The organism is Rickettsia fournieri (assembly GCF_900243065.1).
Classification (GTDB): domain Bacteria; phylum Pseudomonadota; class Alphaproteobacteria; order Rickettsiales; family Rickettsiaceae; genus Rickettsia; species Rickettsia rickettsii.
Genome location: NZ_LT978484.1, coordinates 849330 through 865257, shown reverse-complemented (window position 1 = coordinate 865257; position 15928 = coordinate 849330). Strand labels below are relative to the sequence as shown.

Sequence of the window (15928 nt, the reverse complement as noted above, 5' to 3'; positions counted from 1 at the left end):
CCACAAAAAATAAAAAAAATGCTATAAATTAGCATTTTTTACTGGATTGCTTCGTCAAAATTTACAATTTTTTCTTGCAATGACGATTTTGGCTGTTATAACTTCACTTTCAACTTCACAAAGCCTTGATGGCTTTGATATTTCTTTTGTAAATGACAGTTATAGTCAAGTAATATGCTTACATTATCTTTTTCAGTTAAAACGCTAGCACCGATATTATAAGCGACTTTAGGTTGCTTCGGTAATGCGATAGTTTCATTAACTTCTCTATCTTTCCATTTTACTTTAGCATTAAGTTTTTTACTATTATCATTAAAGTAATGTTCTACAGATGCCTGAAGTGCAGGGTAACACTGAAACCTTCAGCTATTTTCTGCGGTGCTAAAGCTACCTTACCGCCTAAAATACCGCTCTATAAATGCTGCTTTTTAGAAGCAATACTCAAATGCTGAATACCTACATCACTTTCTTGATATGTATCGTCTTTAGAGTGGCCGTATCTTATACCAAGATTTGGAGTAAGAGTAATATCACCATTCATAAGATGATTATAACTTAATACAGTTTCAAAGTTATAATTATTATGCTTATATTTACCGGTGCCGTTGCTAATGGAACTGCAACTGCAGGAACAGCTATTACCTCTGCTGCGTCCTCTTCAGGATCTGCCAGTAAAACCAATGGTGCAACAGGAGCCACAGAAGCAACAGCAGGAGCTACTACAACTCCTCCACCATAGCTTACGTCTCCATTTGCTACTGCTTGTGCTGCTGCTGACTCAGGATGTCTTGTAGCAACTTCTGCTTCATTTACAGCTGCCGCTTCTATAATTGCTGCTAACCTAGAATTATTCGCTTTAAGTTGCTGCATTAATCCTGCATCTTGATTCATTCTAACACATAGATTTCTTGTTTCCTGATCTATACAACTTGCTACTTCTCTTTTAGGACCTATGAACTCAATATTGGTTCCTTCTTTTATAGCTTGAGCTAATTGATTTATATTACCATCAAGTGCATCTGCATTTTTAGTTGTATATTTCTCCAAAACTTCTTCTACAATTAATGCTTTTAGTTTTTCCTTTCCTTGAGTCTTTATTGCTAACTCTCTTTTTAAATCCGTGTCAACTGAAGCTGCTATAGCTTGAACAACGGTTTCGTATTTTGTCCCCTATTTTAGAAGTAGGAGCAATATAAGCTACTGCCACTGCAACCACAGCATTTTTAGGAAAAAGATTTACGATAGGCTTTAGACTGTTCCTCTTTCTGACTAAACCGTCCATACCAAGCCCATTATATCCTACCCTCATAGGTAGTGGCAGTCCACCTGCTACCACTATTACCGGTGCAATAACAGGGGTATTAGCAGCTTTCGCTGCTTTTACTCCTTTTAATACCACCTTCTACTTTCTCATCACTTATTATATTAAGAAATTTTACAATTGCCTCTTTTGAGAAATCTTTAGTATTAGGTATTAAAACTTTCATTTTTGCATTAAAATTATTTTGTACAGCGTCTGTTATATTTTTCTCTGTAATGGTTTTAGGCTTTAGATAAACCAGCTGCATTATCGGCTCAAACTTTTCTTAGTAATCTAGCGTTAGTATCAACTGCCGTTTCATAAATTCTTGATAATGTTGCCGGTACAGCTTTATTTTGTAAAAATGTTAGCCGCTATCTATATTACTTTCCACTGTTAAATTAACAATGTTGTTATTAATCCAATTATTTATTTGAGTATTTACTTCGTTTGCTTTAGGAGTAAGGGCTATATTATCGCGTACGTCTCCTTTATTAAGAGCTAGATCTAGTACATCGGAAAATTTTATCTCTATTTCATTATTTAAAGAATTTGCTCCTAAAACATTTTCATTTTTAGCAATATAATCTATTCTTGATATAATTGTTTTCTTATCTTGTAGTTTATCTTTTATTTTTATTTCAGTACGTCTTGCCGTAATATGATTTTGTAAGTCCAGCGGTAATTTATCAAAAGTATAGTTTAACGGTCTATTGCATTATGTTCTTCTTCATTAAATAGCTCTTTAAAAAATTCCTTGTTGGCTATTTTATTATTTAAAGTTAAAGCTTGCCTTGAAATTTGCTTTATTACATCATCATCTTTTAGTCTATTCCAAATATTCTCAGCTTTTATCATTAATTGTGCTTTATCAGGCTTTGCTTCTGAAAATAATGCTAAAGACTTAAGTGAACTTTTCCTTTCTTCTAAAGTTAAAAGTGTTTTGATAGTAATCCCTAAATCTGTTTCTGCACCTAATGTTCTTACTTCTAGCTTTCCGGGATTTCCATTATTTTTAGCTAAATACATCTCATTATGAAATATTCTGTCTAAAGTATTCGGAACTACAAGAACTTCTGCGACTGCTCTGCCTACAACCGGTGCCGGTGCAGCTATTCTTCCTCTTAATGTAGCATCTTCTTTTGCCTTTAGATTTATAACCTGCTAATTTTAGTTCCATCATCACCTATGGCATCTAGATTTGCTATATCCCTAGCTATTGCAAGTCTTATACCTACACCTGCCGGAGGAGGAGCTGCTACTCCACCCGGTAGAGGCGAAATAGGCAGTACTACTCTGCCATTGCTTGAGGTGCTATATTACAAGACCTACTAGACCCTCATTATCTATTCTTATTTCACCTACAGTCTTTTTTAGGACAAGTACCAGATCACTCATTGTTAAAGCATCGCAATTATTTATCAATGCCTGCATTTTCTTACCATCCAAATCTTTAGTTATTAAACCGGCATCTTTTAAAATCTTGTTATAACTTTTTAGACCTTGCTCATCAACTACCTTATCGTTTTCATTCACTATCTTAATTTTACCGTTATCAATATATGCTTCTTTTAATTTAGCCATCTGCTCTCAATAATTAACTACTATTGCAGGATCAGCTAACTTCATTACGGATTGTCTTATGGGAATACTAGATTGTTTAGACTCAAGCTCAACTAAGTTTTGATTAACATAGTTTTTAAATTGATCTAATAATTTATGTTTTGCTTCCGGAGTAGCTACGCTTTTAAACTTATTTAATAAAGGGCTGTTTCCTGATTCAGAGTATTTAGCATTAATATCGATGCTTCTTACAGTAGGATCAGTAATATTAGTACCAAAAAATACATGTTCAAAAGCTTCTGTTATTAAAGGAGCTTCAACATAATTATTTACAACTTTTAAATCGTCATTAGCATCTACACCGCCTGTCATAGCTATATATTTTAACTGCTCCAAAGGTGTATTTAAATTTTCTATGTTATCAAATGTATAGCCTTTTTAATTTTATCGTTAATACTGACAGCATTTGCCCCTTCAGCTTTAGCAAGGATTGCCAATACTTGCAGTCTATTTTCTAGAACCATCTCTTGCTCGTTACGTCCTGTTTCTACTGCTGTATTACCTGTTAAATCAATAACTTCAACACCGGCTGCACGTGCTTCTCTTCTTTCTCTAGCACCGTTAAGTACAGGAGCAACTGCTTGAAGTCTAGTGACTTCTATTATTGCGTTATTGAATAATCTGCTTTCCCCCGGCATAAGATCGTCAACAAGGTCACCAAAATCTGTACGGTCCTGAATTCCTTTTATAACATTAAGCTTTTGAGCAGGAGTTAATATTTGGTAGTCAGCAGTATGGTTCAATATATCATAGATTTCTATATCTGCTCTTGCTTCCCCGGTCACAGCGGTAAGGATTGCAGCATTAGCACAGCTAAGTAAGAATAATTTTGTAAGTTTAGAATTTATAGATTTAATATTTTCATAATATCTAATTTCTCTTTAATAAATCTTAGCAATTACTTAAAATATTAATACTTTTTATTATTGAAGATAATGATACATAAAAAATATTATGTTAAAATTTATATTGATGAGTTATAAAATAGGATAGTAACGTGGATTTTATATGATATTTTAGTATTTATAGGAAATGTAAAGCTTATTGTTAACGTTTAGTTAATTTATTAAAATCTTGTAGAACATTATACGGTATTACTTCTATACATGCAAGCTATATTATTAAAATTTTCATTATTTTTAAAATGCTTTATAATGATTGTTATATAACATGATGTCATTCCCGCATGAATACCCAAGTCGTCATTGCGAGCGAACGTTAGTGAGCGTAGCAATCTCAGGAATTTTTCCTGAGATTGCTTCGTCGAAACTTACAGTTTTTCCTCGCAATGACGCAAAAATCGTTCCACGCAACCGCGCTTTCTTGCCTACGCGGGAATGACATTAAACTATAAGGTATATACTTTGTCTCTCAAAACCAAATTACTTTTTATTACAATCAGCGGCATTATAATATTATATTTTGCTATTCCTCCTGCGCCTTTACTTAAAGACGTAAGTTTCTCACAAAGAGTATTTGACCGAAACGGCAAGTTAATGCGTATTTCGCTTTCTAAAGACGATAAATATAGGATATTCACTCCTATACGTGAAATACCGGCAAGTTTTATAGAAGCAGTACTATTATATGAAGACAAGCATTTTTATGAGCATTTTGGCGTTAACCCCGTTTCTTTAGCCAAAGCTTTTTATTCTACTTATTTACAGAATAATCGTAAAATAGGTGGCTCTACTATAACAATGCAAGTAGCACGTTTAAGATATGGAATAAACTCTTCTACTATTCTTGGTAAAATCCATCAAATCATTAAAGCTATTCATGTAGAGCTACATTATTCAAAAGATGAAATCCTAGAAGCTTATCTAAATCTAGTGCCTTACGGTAGTAATATTGAAGGGATAGCAGCCTGCAGTTATATTTACTTCAATCGTGACCTAAAAGATTTAAATTTGATCGATATTCTAAACCTTGCAGTAATCCCACAAAATCCGCTTAAAAGAGGCGGGAATGATATTAATATTTTTAAAGCACGTAAATATCTATTTACCAAGTGGCTCACGATTCACCCACAAGATATTATTTATAATAAGTTAATTAGTTTGCCGGTTAAATTTAATCAAAATAAAAAGCTGCCTTTTATTGCACCGCATTTTACTTTAGACATACTAGCAAATAATGATAGCCCTATTATACGCACTACTATAGATAAAAATCTGCAAGCTACTATAGAAAAACAAGTTCGGCTATATATTAATGATCGGAAAAAATATGGCATTAATAATGCCGCCGTAATTCTTATTGATTTTACTACTATGGAAGTGCTTGCAAGTATTGGCTCCGGAGAGTTTTTTAATAACGATATTTGTGGACAGATTAACGGCACTAAAAGCCATAGATCTCCAGGCTCAGCTTTAAAACCGTTTGTCTATGCACTTAGTTTTGATCAATCACTAATACATCCGTTAACTTTACTAAAGGATACACCTACTTACTACGATCATTATAAACCGGAAAATTTTGATAGTAGGTTTGCAGGCGGTTTAAGTGCTAGAGAATCGTTAATAAAGAGCCGTAACGTACCTGTAATATTTCTGGCGTCTAAGTTAAAAAACCGAATTTTTATGAGTTCTTACAACAAGCAAAAATTAGCGGCTTACGAAAACCTGAAAATTACGGTTTATCTATAGTACTCGGCACAGCAGAAATTACTCTTGAAGAGTTAACTACTCTTTATGCTATGCTTGCTAATTTCGGTACTTATAAACCGCTTAGAAAAGTATTGGATTCTACTATGTCATTCCTGCGAAAGCAGGAATCCATAAAAAATTACCTAAATGTTGGAACAAAAATTTCATATGATTTACTGGATTCCCGCTTTCGCGGGAATGACACAGGAGAGGACAAGGATGACACGGACACCGTACTACTATCCCCCGAGGCAAGCTATTTAACACTTGATATTATAAAAGATACGACTCGTCCTATTACCTATAATAATACAAAGCATAACTTACCGATTTATTGGAAAACAGGTACTTCCAGCTCATTTAGAGATGCACTTAGCGTCGGCATATTCGGGAAATACGTACTTGCTGTTTGGGTTGGGGATTTCAAAGGGCAAACTCACGGAACATTTACTGGTAATATTTCTGCAGCCCCTTTATTCTTTAATATTATCGAATCCATAGCTAGACCAAATAAAGATGAGGATTTAATCCTTTCAAAAATTAATGCACTAAATATTACTAAAGTAAAAGTTTGTGCAGATACGGGAGATATCGATAACGATATGTGTCCGGTTAAAGCAGAAACCTTATTCATTCAAGGCAAATCACCGATAAAACAATCCGGTATTTATAGAAAAATGTTGATAGATTTAAAAACCGGTATGCCTGCTTGTAACTTTATTAAAGGACAAACAGAATATAAAACAGTAAATTTATGGCCAACAGATATGCTTTTCGGTTTATCAAAAAGCAGGAATACATATATTACCGAAACCGATACCTACAAACCATTGCAATAGGTTGATAAATTGACATCATAAAAAACCTAAAATTATATACCCGTTAAAAAATTCCGTACATTCAATTAAAAATAGTGATAACATTACTTTTAGTGCGATTAGCGATAATAAAACCAACAATATTTTTTGGTTTGTGGAAAATGAATTAATAGCAACCGCGAAACCAAACGAAGCAGTAATATGGAAAGCAAAAGCCGGTGAATTTATTATTAGAGCTATCAGCGATAGCGGCGAAAGCGACAGTATAAAAATTTATATTAAAGAATAGATTAGCGGTTATATATGAAATTTAAAATTCCCACAGAAATTGATATTAAACCTTTCACAGAAGCAGAAACTGCTCTTGATTCTTTAAAAGCAAATATTCTAAATGCATTGACTGAAGTGAATTATTCACTAATACCAGCAGGAAAAACACCAGAAGCTACAGTAGTAATAGGATTACCTTATAGCGGGAAAAACACATTTTTAAATGCTCTTGAGAACAGCCTTAAGATTATCGAAAACGGTGAAGAATTTACATTTGATAAATTATTTGATTTTGAAACAACGCCGGAAATTCAGCATAAATATGAACCGGCTATATATGATCCCAAAAAATTTGAAATTGCAGAAAAAGTATTTTGGGAATGCTCTAACGGAGTACCCGATACAGTGCAAGAGTTAATCAATGTATTTTTCATTCAAAAGCTAGTTCAAATGACCGATAAATTAAAATTTATCATAGTAGTAAAAGAAGAGACCGTAAAATCCCCTAGTATCTTTAACAGGATTATAGAAGACTTTAAAAATATTTTTCCTACAGAAGAACACAAAAAATTAAAAGGAAATGTTATATGCGTAATAACACAACATAATGAAAATAATCATGAAAACATTTACCGATGTACAAAATAGCATTGCTATTAACAAGGATATATTAGAATTCTCTGATATAAAATTTTTCTATAAACCTACTTCTCAAAATGGGGAAATAAACCTCTCTCTAGAACTAAAACACCTAGAAGAGAGAAAAGGAGTACAAAATTTAGAGATAAAGCAGCTAAGTTCATTGCTAAAGGAACAAGACAGTCTGATAGAAAATTTACATACACAAATACAGATAAATATATAATGTATAATTAATACTATCCAATCAATTTTTGAAGACTTTAATGTATATACACCTCTTAACTACTCAAAATTTTTTAACTATGAGGATTATATTAAACCATATTTACCAAGTTCTCCACAATACCGGCTATAGAAAAAACTCTTTCTTGTTTTGAAGGATTAGCACAATTATCAGAATTTCAAGCTATCATATTAAACAAACAAGCTAATAACCTTATAGGGGTAATATTTCAAATTTTAGACTCTATTGAGAAATTCACAGACAATAAACCGGTTATTCAAGCTTACCGATATGTATTAAACCTACAAATTAAAGAATTATCATTATTTGAAGAAATGTTATCTACAACATGGTCTCAATCCAATGATTGCTATAGTTCCTTAATTGAAATATGTGATTTATTCATACAAAATCACTATCTATCTTCTATAAAAAATATAGAACCTAAACACGATCAACCAGTGCAATATTATAAAGAAGCCATAGAGTGGTTAAATAAGTACTCGGACAAAGCAGAAGTGACTCAAACTATAGGCTAGCTGCCACTCTAAAATAGGTGATATATTGAGCGAAGAAGAAGATTATAATGGAGCTTTAGCTAATTATAATGCAGCTCTAACATGTAATGAAGAACTTAAAGAAATGTACAATAAAATCGGCGATATGCTATTTAACTTAGGACGTGAAGACCCAGCTATCATATTTTATAGAAAGAATAATAAATTAGACTCTATATTAAAATGTTATGACAGTCTTATAAATAAGGCTGAAAAGCCTATAAAATATGATTTATATATGGCCCAAGGAAACGAACTTTGCTTTCAAAAACAACAGGAAACAGATGCTGCAGAATCATATTTTAAAGCAGCTGGTGTTGTACGTGATCCTCAAAAACAACGAGATGCAATGCTTATGGCATACAATACTTTCTTAGGAAACCCAAATAATAACGCAATTCAACAAACAGATATTTCAGAACAACAATAAAGAGAGGGATATCTTAATGGTATAATCGGCGATATTATTGATCTGTGACCGTTCACTGGTGTTAAGCGGCTTATTATTCCTCTCTGTCATCCCGTGATTTATTCACGGAATCCAGTAAAACATATAAAAATTTATTTTTATATGTTTATTTTATTAAACATGTAGTGTAGGTAACAATATTGAAGTTATTTTTTCTGGACCCCGTGGTCAGGCCACGGGGTGACAGTGAAAAACCCATGAACGCTCACATTGATCTATCTATCTCAGTAAATCATTTATGCTTACTTTAGCTCTAGTAGTTTTATCGACTTGTTTTACGATAACTACGCAATAAAGTCCAGGCTTACCGGCTTCCTTAGCAGGTAATACTCCTGGAACTACAACGGAATAAGCCGGAATTCTGCCGTAAATAATTTCACCTGTATCTCTGTATACTATTTTTGTAGAGCTACCGATAAACACCCCCATACTAATTACTGCTCCTTCCTCTACTATTACACCTTCTGCTATTTCCGATCTTGCACCAATAAAACAATTATCTTCAATGATAACAGGCTTTGCTTGCAACGGCTCAAGCACCCCACCTATTCCCGTGCCGCCTGAAATATGGCAATTCTTGCCGATTTGAGCACATGAGCCGATAGTAGCCCATGTATCAATCATTGTTCCCTCATCTATATAAGCACCTATATTAATGAAAGAAGGCATAATTACAACATTTTTAGCTATATAAGTACCTGTTCTAACAACAGCTCCGGGCACTGTGCGTATAGCTGCTTCTTTGAATGTATTTTTATCAGTATCTGCAGAAAATTTAGGAGCAACTTTGTCATACCAACTATTATAATTGTTATTATAAAGTTGTGATTCCGTAGTGATAAAATACAGCAATATAGCTTTCTTTACCCATTCATTAACTTGCCAACTATTTTCTTTCTTTTCACAAACACGAATCGTACCTTGATTTAAGCTTTCTATACTATCATTAAGAGTTTGCTTTAATGTTATAAGCTTTGAAAAATCTTGAAGAAGTTTGTCCTTAATTTGCCAAGCTTCTTCAATTTCTTTAATAAGAGAGGACATATCTTTTAACTGTTTTATTGCCAAAAATAATAAATGAGATTATCATAAAGTCAAACATAATAATTATAATTAACTATGCATATTACTTGCCCAAATTGCCAAACAAGATTTATTGTTACAAGCAATCAAATAGGTATTAACGGACGACGAGTAAAATGTTCCAAATGTAGCCATTTGTGGTATCAGAAATTAGACTATAATAATAGTACATTAAATGACTTTAAAGATAAAGTAAACACGGGAACTATTAAAACTCCTATTAAAAATCATTACAATGCTAATGTGCCGGTTATTTTACCGTATATTCCTAATAAGAAAAAATATAATATATTTCCAATATTATGGACTAGCTTTATAATTTTTTGTTTAGTGATATTACTAATAGATAGCTTTAAATTCTTAGGTAAATATGATCAATTAAAGATAGAAGAAATTAATTTAGGCAAATCTCGTCATATAGGCGGTATGAAGATATTTTATAAATTATCTAATGAGTCTGATTATTTAATTTCCGATCCTATAATCAAAGTGAGAGTAATAGATACTAATAATCAAGCTTTAGATGAATATGTATCAATTACAAAACTACAAACAAAAATCCCTGCAAAACAAGCAATATATCTAGAAATGAATATTGAAGGGATCCCTATTACAGCAAAATATATTGATATTGTTATAGGTAATAGATTAGGACTTTTATTTAAGTGAGGATGTTGTTGCATAGCCCCTATGTCATTCCCACGTAGGCGGAAATCCAGAAAAACATATAAAAACTTGTTTTTATATGTTTATTTTTATTAAATATGTAATCTATATTAAGATTGTCTTGTCCCTACCTTTGCAGGAATGACATACTAAACGTTCATACAATAGAGAGTCAAGCCACACTATAACACCTAACGCATTTTTCGACCTACGCAACAATGCCATGTGGGAATGACATAGGGGCTATGCAACAACATCACTTAAAAATAAAAATACCCATAAGCCGAAGCTTATGGGTATTACTAAAGATATAATAATTTCTTCGTGTATTAGGAAACACCACAACTTGAGCTATTAGTATCACTTGATACCATATTAACAATATCTGGAGCTTTAAATAATATAATGATTGCAGTAACTACCACTAAAGCTACTTCCCACTGCAATTTTCCTCTTAATGTTTGAATTCCCAGAACAATTATACCGACAACAGCTATACCTTTTGCAGTATTGCCTCTGAATACTTTAATTAACTTACATAATGCATCACCTACAGGATCGCCGGCACTATTACCTAAGCTATCAAAAGCTACCATAATAATAGCCATGCCTAGAATAGTAAATAATATGCGTAATGATAGATTATAATCGATTAATTCTTCGTTTAATTTACGAATAGGAAAGTTCATATGTTTTACCTCAATAAAATAATTAGCATTTAAAAAATAATGTATAATTTATTTATATATAAATCAACTCCTAAATATATGCAATTTTAATTAATATGCAAAAATATTTTAAAAATACTTATTTTAAGTAATATTATAATCACATATAGTATAATTTAACTTCCAAATATATAAACAAACGTAAATAAAAATAACCAAACCACATCTACAAAATGCCAGTACCATGCAGCACATTCAAACCCTAAATGTCCATTACCTTCTGTAGTAAAATCTCCTCTTTTTGCTCTAAAGTAGCAAATTATTAGAAATATAGTACCTATAATTACATGAGCTCCATGAAAACCCGTGGCTAAATAAAAATTAGAAGCATATATACCATCTGTAAATTTAAACGCCGCATGGTAATATTCATATGCCTGCATAGTTGTAAAAAATATTCCAAGCAATATGGTAAGAGCAAGTGCAGTTACACAATCTTTTTGATTTTTTTCTTCTAAGGCGTAGTGAGCCCAAGTAATGGTAGTGCCTGATAAGAGTAGTATTAAAGTATTGATAAAAGGAATATCAAACGGCTCAAAAGTTTTAATTGTAGGTGGAGGCCAAATGCCCTGCTTTACAACCCATACACCGTCTAAAAGACCTACGGGTGATAGACGTGATTTAAAAAAAGAAGCAAAAAATACACCAAAAAATACTATTTCCGTTAAGATAAATAACGCCATACCTATTTGTAAACCTTTTCTAACAGGACTAGTATGCTGATGTTCGACTATTCCTTCTTTCACTATATCTCTCCACCAAGAATATAAACAGTAACCTACTGAAATAATCCCTGCAGATAAAATATATATATTAAATTTGTAGCCATGCATGAACGAGACGCCGCCTATAACCAAAAGAAGTAAAGCAAAAGATGTTAGGACGGGCCAAGGGCTTGGGTCTACTATATGGAATAAGTGCGATTTAGTAATAGAATATGAATTATTTAAAATTATCTTTTGACTCATATTGTTATTTTATATTTCCTAATTATCACCAATAACAAACTACAAAAGTAATCTGCTATTCGCATGAGTGAAAATAAATATAAATTATTATTGATGTAAAAGCAAATGCTAGAAGCAGATTATATAGAAAATATACCCAGTAACTCAGAATTACATTATTTATTATCAATGACAACTAAAATCTCTTGACTCTTTATATTACTCAACTAATATATAGACCGCTAATAATGTTTAAGCTCCATTGTTGCAAGACCAATCTGTCAAAACTTAATATTAAGTTATGCCAGGGGTCTATTATTATAAGTGAGTAAAATCATGAAGTATAATGGAGGTTGTTGTCCTACAGCAACGGAGCTTAACCCCTGGCACCTTTATTTATTAATTCTAAAAAATACAAATGCAAAAAATAAAGAACAAATTTAAAAAAAGTTTTTCTTTGCATCACCATTTCTAATAATATTATTAATGTTTTTTTATTATCTTCTTAATATCTTAGAAGTAAAATATTTCTAGATTTTTTAACTAATTAAGTTGTTAACTCTAAATTTTCTTACTTAAAATTATAGAGATACGACAAATTATCTTCACTATTTTACTAGTTATTTCTGCAAATATTGCCTCAGTACTATCATTCATTATAGCAATATTTTTATGTTCAATTTCATCAAGTCGAAATTTAATAATATTATTTAATAATTCTGGCTCAACATTTTTATTTTCTAAATAATTTATTTGCTGTTCATAATGTTTTTCTATTACTTCTTCTACACTCTCGGTAATAAGCATCGCCGTTTTTATTCCCATCAAGGAAGATAAAGCACCAAGTAAAAATCCGTAATGATGCCAAAAAAATAATAAAAATGTGGGTCTTATTTCTTTTTCCAGTAATTTTTTTTCAAAATAATTTAAATGCACTTCTTCGTGGTCAAGCATTTCTTTAATCAATATATGATCATTTTGAGATTTAATATATTTTAGCTGTCCTTGATAAATTCTTTTTGCACCATATTCTCCGGCATGATTAACTCTAATTATCTCGTGAATTTGTTTGTCAGGATCAGAAAAATCAGGTCTAGGCATAATGTATACTCGTTTAATTTGAAAAATTGGCTACGTCATATTATAAGAGCTACGGTGCTCACGTATTAAGTATACGCTCCGCTCCTCGCCTTATAGTCTCCTTGCTCTTTTCCAAATTAAACTTCGTCTACTCTTCATTTACTTTGGAGTATACTTTGGAATAAATCGAAACTAGCAGGATTTAACTTATAATCCACTTCTGCCTGTTGTAGCACTTTTAAAGTCTTTAGACATTCAGTGAGGCTAAGACCGTTTGCTATCTTCGTAAAATCATTAATATACTGATAGAAAATCGGTGGTGATAATGATTTTATTGCGAGTTCCAAACGCTCACCGTTTTTTACTTTCGACAACACTATATATAAATTTAAATAATGCCTTATTAATGCTCTAATAATTAAAACTTCATTGATATTTTGTTTTTTTAATATATCAAGCTCTTGCAGAAAATTACTATAATCTTTTTTTGAAAAATACATTGCTAAATCACTGCCGTTTGCCGTAATTTCGCTACTTATAACTTCTAGAACGTCGTTTAAAGTAATTTCGCGTGCGTCGTGAACAAAATATATTAATTTATTTATTTCGCTACAAATTAAATCATGATCACCTTTTAAATGAGCTTTTAAATAAGTAATAGCTTCTTTACTTATAACTTTATTAGTTTTTGCTACTTTACCTAAAATAATTCGTTCAATTTTTGCTTCATCGTCATGATAACAAGCAACTGCCGCTAAATATTCTTCCGTTTCAAAAAACTTTCTAATGCTCCCACTAGAAGTCATTTCTTCACCTATAAATACAGGAAAATTTATATAATCCCTGTTTAGAATTATTTTTAAATTCTTATCGATTGAATTCCCAACCGATCTAATTTTAATTAATTCTTTTTGACCAAAAAAATTAGACGAATTAAGTAATATTTCTAAAGATGAAATATTAAGATCTGCGTATTCTATAGAAGTTTGTAGCATATTTAAGCTTTTTACTAAATGCTTACAAATTTTTTCTATATAACCTTTATCAGGACCATATAGTAAAAGAGCTCTAATCTTTCCGGATGTTATTAGTTCAAATAATCTACCTATTTGTGAAAAATAAAATTTCATAGCTTAACTATTTCCGTGTAAAATATAAAATTAATCTGCTACGAATTTCTTCTGCTGCTTGATATGCCAAGTCTATTCCTGTTTTATCTCTTTCAACATTTGTCGCATATGGTGTAAAAATAGCATTATATGACGTGTTTTGGTAAAACTTCTCTTCAATTAAAACCTTTTGGCTTTCTATATCAATTAATTTATATCTAACTAATTGATTAATATATTCCCTTAAAACATTGGAGTTTTTTTCAATAGTAGCAGGCATAGTTGTTGCGATAAGCTTTACTTTAAGCAGATATTTTGCTTGTGCTTTCTGAGGTAAAATACTAGTTAAACGATGATAAAACTCAGCCCCTTCAATTGTTCGAATTGGTTCAACTTCAATAGCTTCTAAATCATTATTTCTACTGTATTTTTCACTATATACCGGTTTTAAATTACAACTGTTCATTAGAAAGAATATAATTATTACAAATAAAGAGCGCATATATTAGATTAAGATTGGTTTTTTATATTAATAACAGTTTATTTCGATTTTGTGAAAGAAAATTATAATAATGAGCATTTATTAATATTTATATGTAATAGTTGAGATTAAATCTTACATTTAGTAAAATAAATTAATTATTAAATGGAGATGAAAAATGAACTTAAATCAAAAAATAATAAAGCCAAAAATAGGGTTACTAGAACTAGCTAAGAGTCTTGGTAGCATATAGTCAGCATGTAAAGCGATGGGCTATAGTAGAGATAGTTATTACAGATTTAAAGAACTGTATGAAACTGGTGGCGAAGAGGCATTGTATGAAATTAGTCGAAGAAAGCCAATAATAGCGAATAGAGTTGATCCAGCGATAGAGAAAGCAGTAATGGATATGGCAATAGAATATCCAGCATATGGACAGCTAAGAGTATAAAATGAGCTTAAGAAGAGCGGTATACTTGTATCGCCTGGAGGAGTGAGATCAATTTGGTTACGTAATGATTTAAACAATATCAGTAAAAGGCTTAAAGCATTAGAAGCAAAGATGGCTCAGGATGGTATTGTTCTTACTGAATCTCAATTACAAGTGCTAGAGAAGCGTCGTAATGAAAAAGAAGCTCATGGAGAAATTGAGACGCAGCATCCAGGTTATTTAGGATGTCAGGATACGTATTATGTAGGTAATTTCAAAGGTATAGGTAAGGTTTATTCTCAGGTATTTATTGATAGCTATACTAGGGTAGCTGATGCTAAACTATATACTGATAAAACAGCTTTAACTGCTGCTGATATGCTTAATGACCGCGTGTTACCATGGTACGAGACTCAAGGGATACCAATACTTCGTATTCTTACAGATTGTGGGGCAGAATATAAGGGAAATATAGAGCATCATGCTTTTGAATTATTTCTAAGTATTGAAGGTATAGAGCATACTACTACTAAAGCATATTCTCCTCAAACAAATGGTATGTGTGAGCGTTTTAATAAAACCATGAAACAAGAATTCTTTGATACAGCTATGCGGAAAAAGATTTATACAGATCTTGATGATTTACAATTAGATTTTGATATTTGGTTAGAGCATTTCAATAATGAGCGACCACATTCAGGAAAATATTGTTATGGAAAAACTCCTATGCAAACTTTTAAGGATAGTAAAAAATTAGCTGTTGAAAAGAATAATGAAATCTTGTATCTTGAATACGTCTCTGACAGTCAAAATTTAACTGACAATCAGGTGCAAAATTTATAGTGTCTGTAAGA

Annotated in this window: 20 protein-coding genes and 3 pseudogenes; 8 read left to right on the top strand and 15 right to left on the bottom strand. The window is 31.7% G+C overall.

Going from position 1 to position 15928, the window contains the following annotated elements:
• Positions 1-412: 412 nt before the first annotated feature.
• The 9 genes and pseudogenes from C4Q30_RS10100 to C4Q30_RS07865 all read right to left on the bottom strand — a co-directional run bounded on the left by C4Q30_RS10100 (position 413) and on the right by C4Q30_RS07865 (position 3708).
• The gene (locus tag C4Q30_RS10100) at positions 413-613 is read right to left on the bottom strand and encodes an autotransporter outer membrane beta-barrel domain-containing protein (protein WP_121539708.1); all 201 of its coding nucleotides are present in this window, start codon (positions 611-613) and stop codon (positions 413-415) included.
• Positions 556-1047 carry a hypothetical protein gene (locus C4Q30_RS10095; protein ID WP_245207546.1) on the bottom strand — a complete coding sequence of 164 codons (492 nt, stop codon included), beginning with the start codon at positions 1045-1047 and terminating at the stop codon, positions 556-558. Before C4Q30_RS10095 ends, C4Q30_RS10100 begins: the two co-directional genes overlap by 58 nt.
• Before the next feature lie 76 nt (positions 1048-1123).
• Positions 1124-1399, bottom strand: a complete 276-nt coding sequence (locus C4Q30_RS09225) for a hypothetical protein (protein WP_209445246.1) — start codon at positions 1397-1399, stop codon at positions 1124-1126.
• Positions 1362-1568: a hypothetical protein gene (locus C4Q30_RS09220; RefSeq protein ID WP_209445220.1), complete on the bottom strand. Its 207-nt coding sequence runs from the start codon at positions 1566-1568 to the stop codon at positions 1362-1364. The genes C4Q30_RS09225 and C4Q30_RS09220 overlap by 38 nt, the downstream gene beginning before the upstream one ends.
• Positions 1569-2002: 434 nt before the next feature.
• Positions 2003-2329 (bottom strand): cell surface protein, encoded by a 327-nt coding sequence (locus tag C4Q30_RS09215; protein WP_209445245.1) that lies wholly within the window; start codon positions 2327-2329, stop codon positions 2003-2005.
• Positions 2330-2333: 4 nt separating this feature from the next.
• Positions 2334-2589, bottom strand: a pseudogene (locus C4Q30_RS10090) (hypothetical protein).
• A gap of 25 nt (positions 2590-2614) precedes the next feature.
• Positions 2615-2884 (bottom strand): hypothetical protein, encoded by a 270-nt coding sequence (locus C4Q30_RS07875; RefSeq protein ID WP_024704462.1) that lies wholly within the window; start codon positions 2882-2884, stop codon positions 2615-2617.
• 6 nt (positions 2885-2890) lie between these two features.
• Complete coding sequence (locus C4Q30_RS10085; protein WP_245207545.1) at positions 2891-3259, bottom strand: hypothetical protein; 369 nt, start codon at positions 3257-3259, stop codon at positions 2891-2893.
• Between the two features lie 17 nt (positions 3260-3276).
• Entirely contained in the window at positions 3277-3708 is a 432-nt protein-coding gene (locus tag C4Q30_RS07865; RefSeq protein ID WP_103897664.1) for a cell surface protein, read from the bottom strand.
• A gap of 579 nt (positions 3709-4287) precedes the next feature.
• Between C4Q30_RS07865 and C4Q30_RS10330 the strand changes: the two genes are divergently transcribed.
• From C4Q30_RS10330 to C4Q30_RS07845, 6 genes and pseudogenes are all read left to right on the top strand, one after another.
• Entirely contained in the window at positions 4288-5571 is a 1284-nt protein-coding gene (locus tag C4Q30_RS10330) for a transglycosylase domain-containing protein (RefSeq protein ID WP_280641695.1), read from the top strand.
• A gap of 104 nt (positions 5572-5675) precedes the next feature.
• A complete protein-coding gene (locus C4Q30_RS10325; RefSeq protein WP_280641694.1) occupies positions 5676-6410 on the top strand; it encodes a penicillin-binding protein 1C in 735 nt (244 codons plus the stop codon).
• Positions 6411-6441: 31 nt separating this feature from the next.
• Positions 6442-6678, top strand: a complete 237-nt coding sequence (locus C4Q30_RS10320; RefSeq protein WP_342447547.1) for a hypothetical protein — start codon at positions 6442-6444, stop codon at positions 6676-6678.
• Positions 6679-7064: 386 nt separating this feature from the next.
• Positions 7065-7333 (top strand): annotated as a pseudogene (locus C4Q30_RS10585) (hypothetical protein).
• A 526-nt stretch (positions 7334-7859) separates the two neighbouring features.
• Complete coding sequence (locus C4Q30_RS08905) at positions 7860-8063, top strand: hypothetical protein (RefSeq protein WP_198913027.1); 204 nt, start codon at positions 7860-7862, stop codon at positions 8061-8063.
• 25 nt (positions 8064-8088) lie between these two features.
• Positions 8089-8511, top strand: a complete 423-nt coding sequence (locus C4Q30_RS07845; RefSeq protein ID WP_103897767.1) for a hypothetical protein — start codon at positions 8089-8091, stop codon at positions 8509-8511.
• Positions 8512-8769: 258 nt separating this feature from the next.
• On the opposite strand, the gene dapD is transcribed toward C4Q30_RS07845, so the two are convergent.
• The gene (gene dapD, locus C4Q30_RS07840) at positions 8770-9594 is read right to left on the bottom strand and encodes a 2,3,4,5-tetrahydropyridine-2,6-dicarboxylate N-succinyltransferase (RefSeq protein ID WP_014013950.1); all 825 of its coding nucleotides are present in this window, start codon (positions 9592-9594) and stop codon (positions 8770-8772) included.
• 75 nt (positions 9595-9669) lie between these two features.
• Here dapD and C4Q30_RS07835 point away from each other — a divergent pair, with 75 nt between their 5' ends.
• Positions 9670-10302: an MJ0042-type zinc finger domain-containing protein gene (locus C4Q30_RS07835; protein ID WP_103897663.1), complete on the top strand. Its 633-nt coding sequence runs from the start codon at positions 9670-9672 to the stop codon at positions 10300-10302.
• Between the two features lie 326 nt (positions 10303-10628).
• Here the strand turns inward: C4Q30_RS07835 and C4Q30_RS07830 are convergent, their stop codons facing one another.
• The 5 genes from C4Q30_RS07830 to C4Q30_RS07805 form a co-directional block, all read right to left on the bottom strand.
• The gene (locus C4Q30_RS07830; RefSeq protein ID WP_103897662.1) at positions 10629-10988 is read right to left on the bottom strand and encodes a TrbC/VirB2 family type IV secretion system protein; all 360 of its coding nucleotides are present in this window, start codon (positions 10986-10988) and stop codon (positions 10629-10631) included.
• Between the two features lie 155 nt (positions 10989-11143).
• Positions 11144-11995: a cytochrome c oxidase subunit 3 gene (locus tag C4Q30_RS07825; protein WP_103897661.1), complete on the bottom strand. Its 852-nt coding sequence runs from the start codon at positions 11993-11995 to the stop codon at positions 11144-11146.
• A 540-nt stretch (positions 11996-12535) separates the two neighbouring features.
• Positions 12536-13075 (bottom strand): demethoxyubiquinone hydroxylase family protein, encoded by a 540-nt coding sequence (locus tag C4Q30_RS07815; protein WP_014013946.1) that lies wholly within the window; start codon positions 13073-13075, stop codon positions 12536-12538.
• A 134-nt stretch (positions 13076-13209) separates the two neighbouring features.
• Positions 13210-14184 carry a DNA polymerase III subunit delta gene (gene holA / locus C4Q30_RS07810; protein ID WP_014120568.1) on the bottom strand — a complete coding sequence of 325 codons (975 nt, stop codon included), beginning with the start codon at positions 14182-14184 and terminating at the stop codon, positions 13210-13212.
• A 7-nt stretch (positions 14185-14191) separates the two neighbouring features.
• Positions 14192-14665 carry a hypothetical protein gene (locus C4Q30_RS07805; RefSeq protein ID WP_103897660.1) on the bottom strand — a complete coding sequence of 158 codons (474 nt, stop codon included), beginning with the start codon at positions 14663-14665 and terminating at the stop codon, positions 14192-14194.
• 157 nt (positions 14666-14822) lie between these two features.
• Here C4Q30_RS07805 and C4Q30_RS07800 point away from each other — a divergent pair.
• A pseudogene (locus C4Q30_RS07800) lies at positions 14823-15917 on the top strand (IS481 family transposase).
• Positions 15918-15928 lie beyond the last annotated feature (11 nt).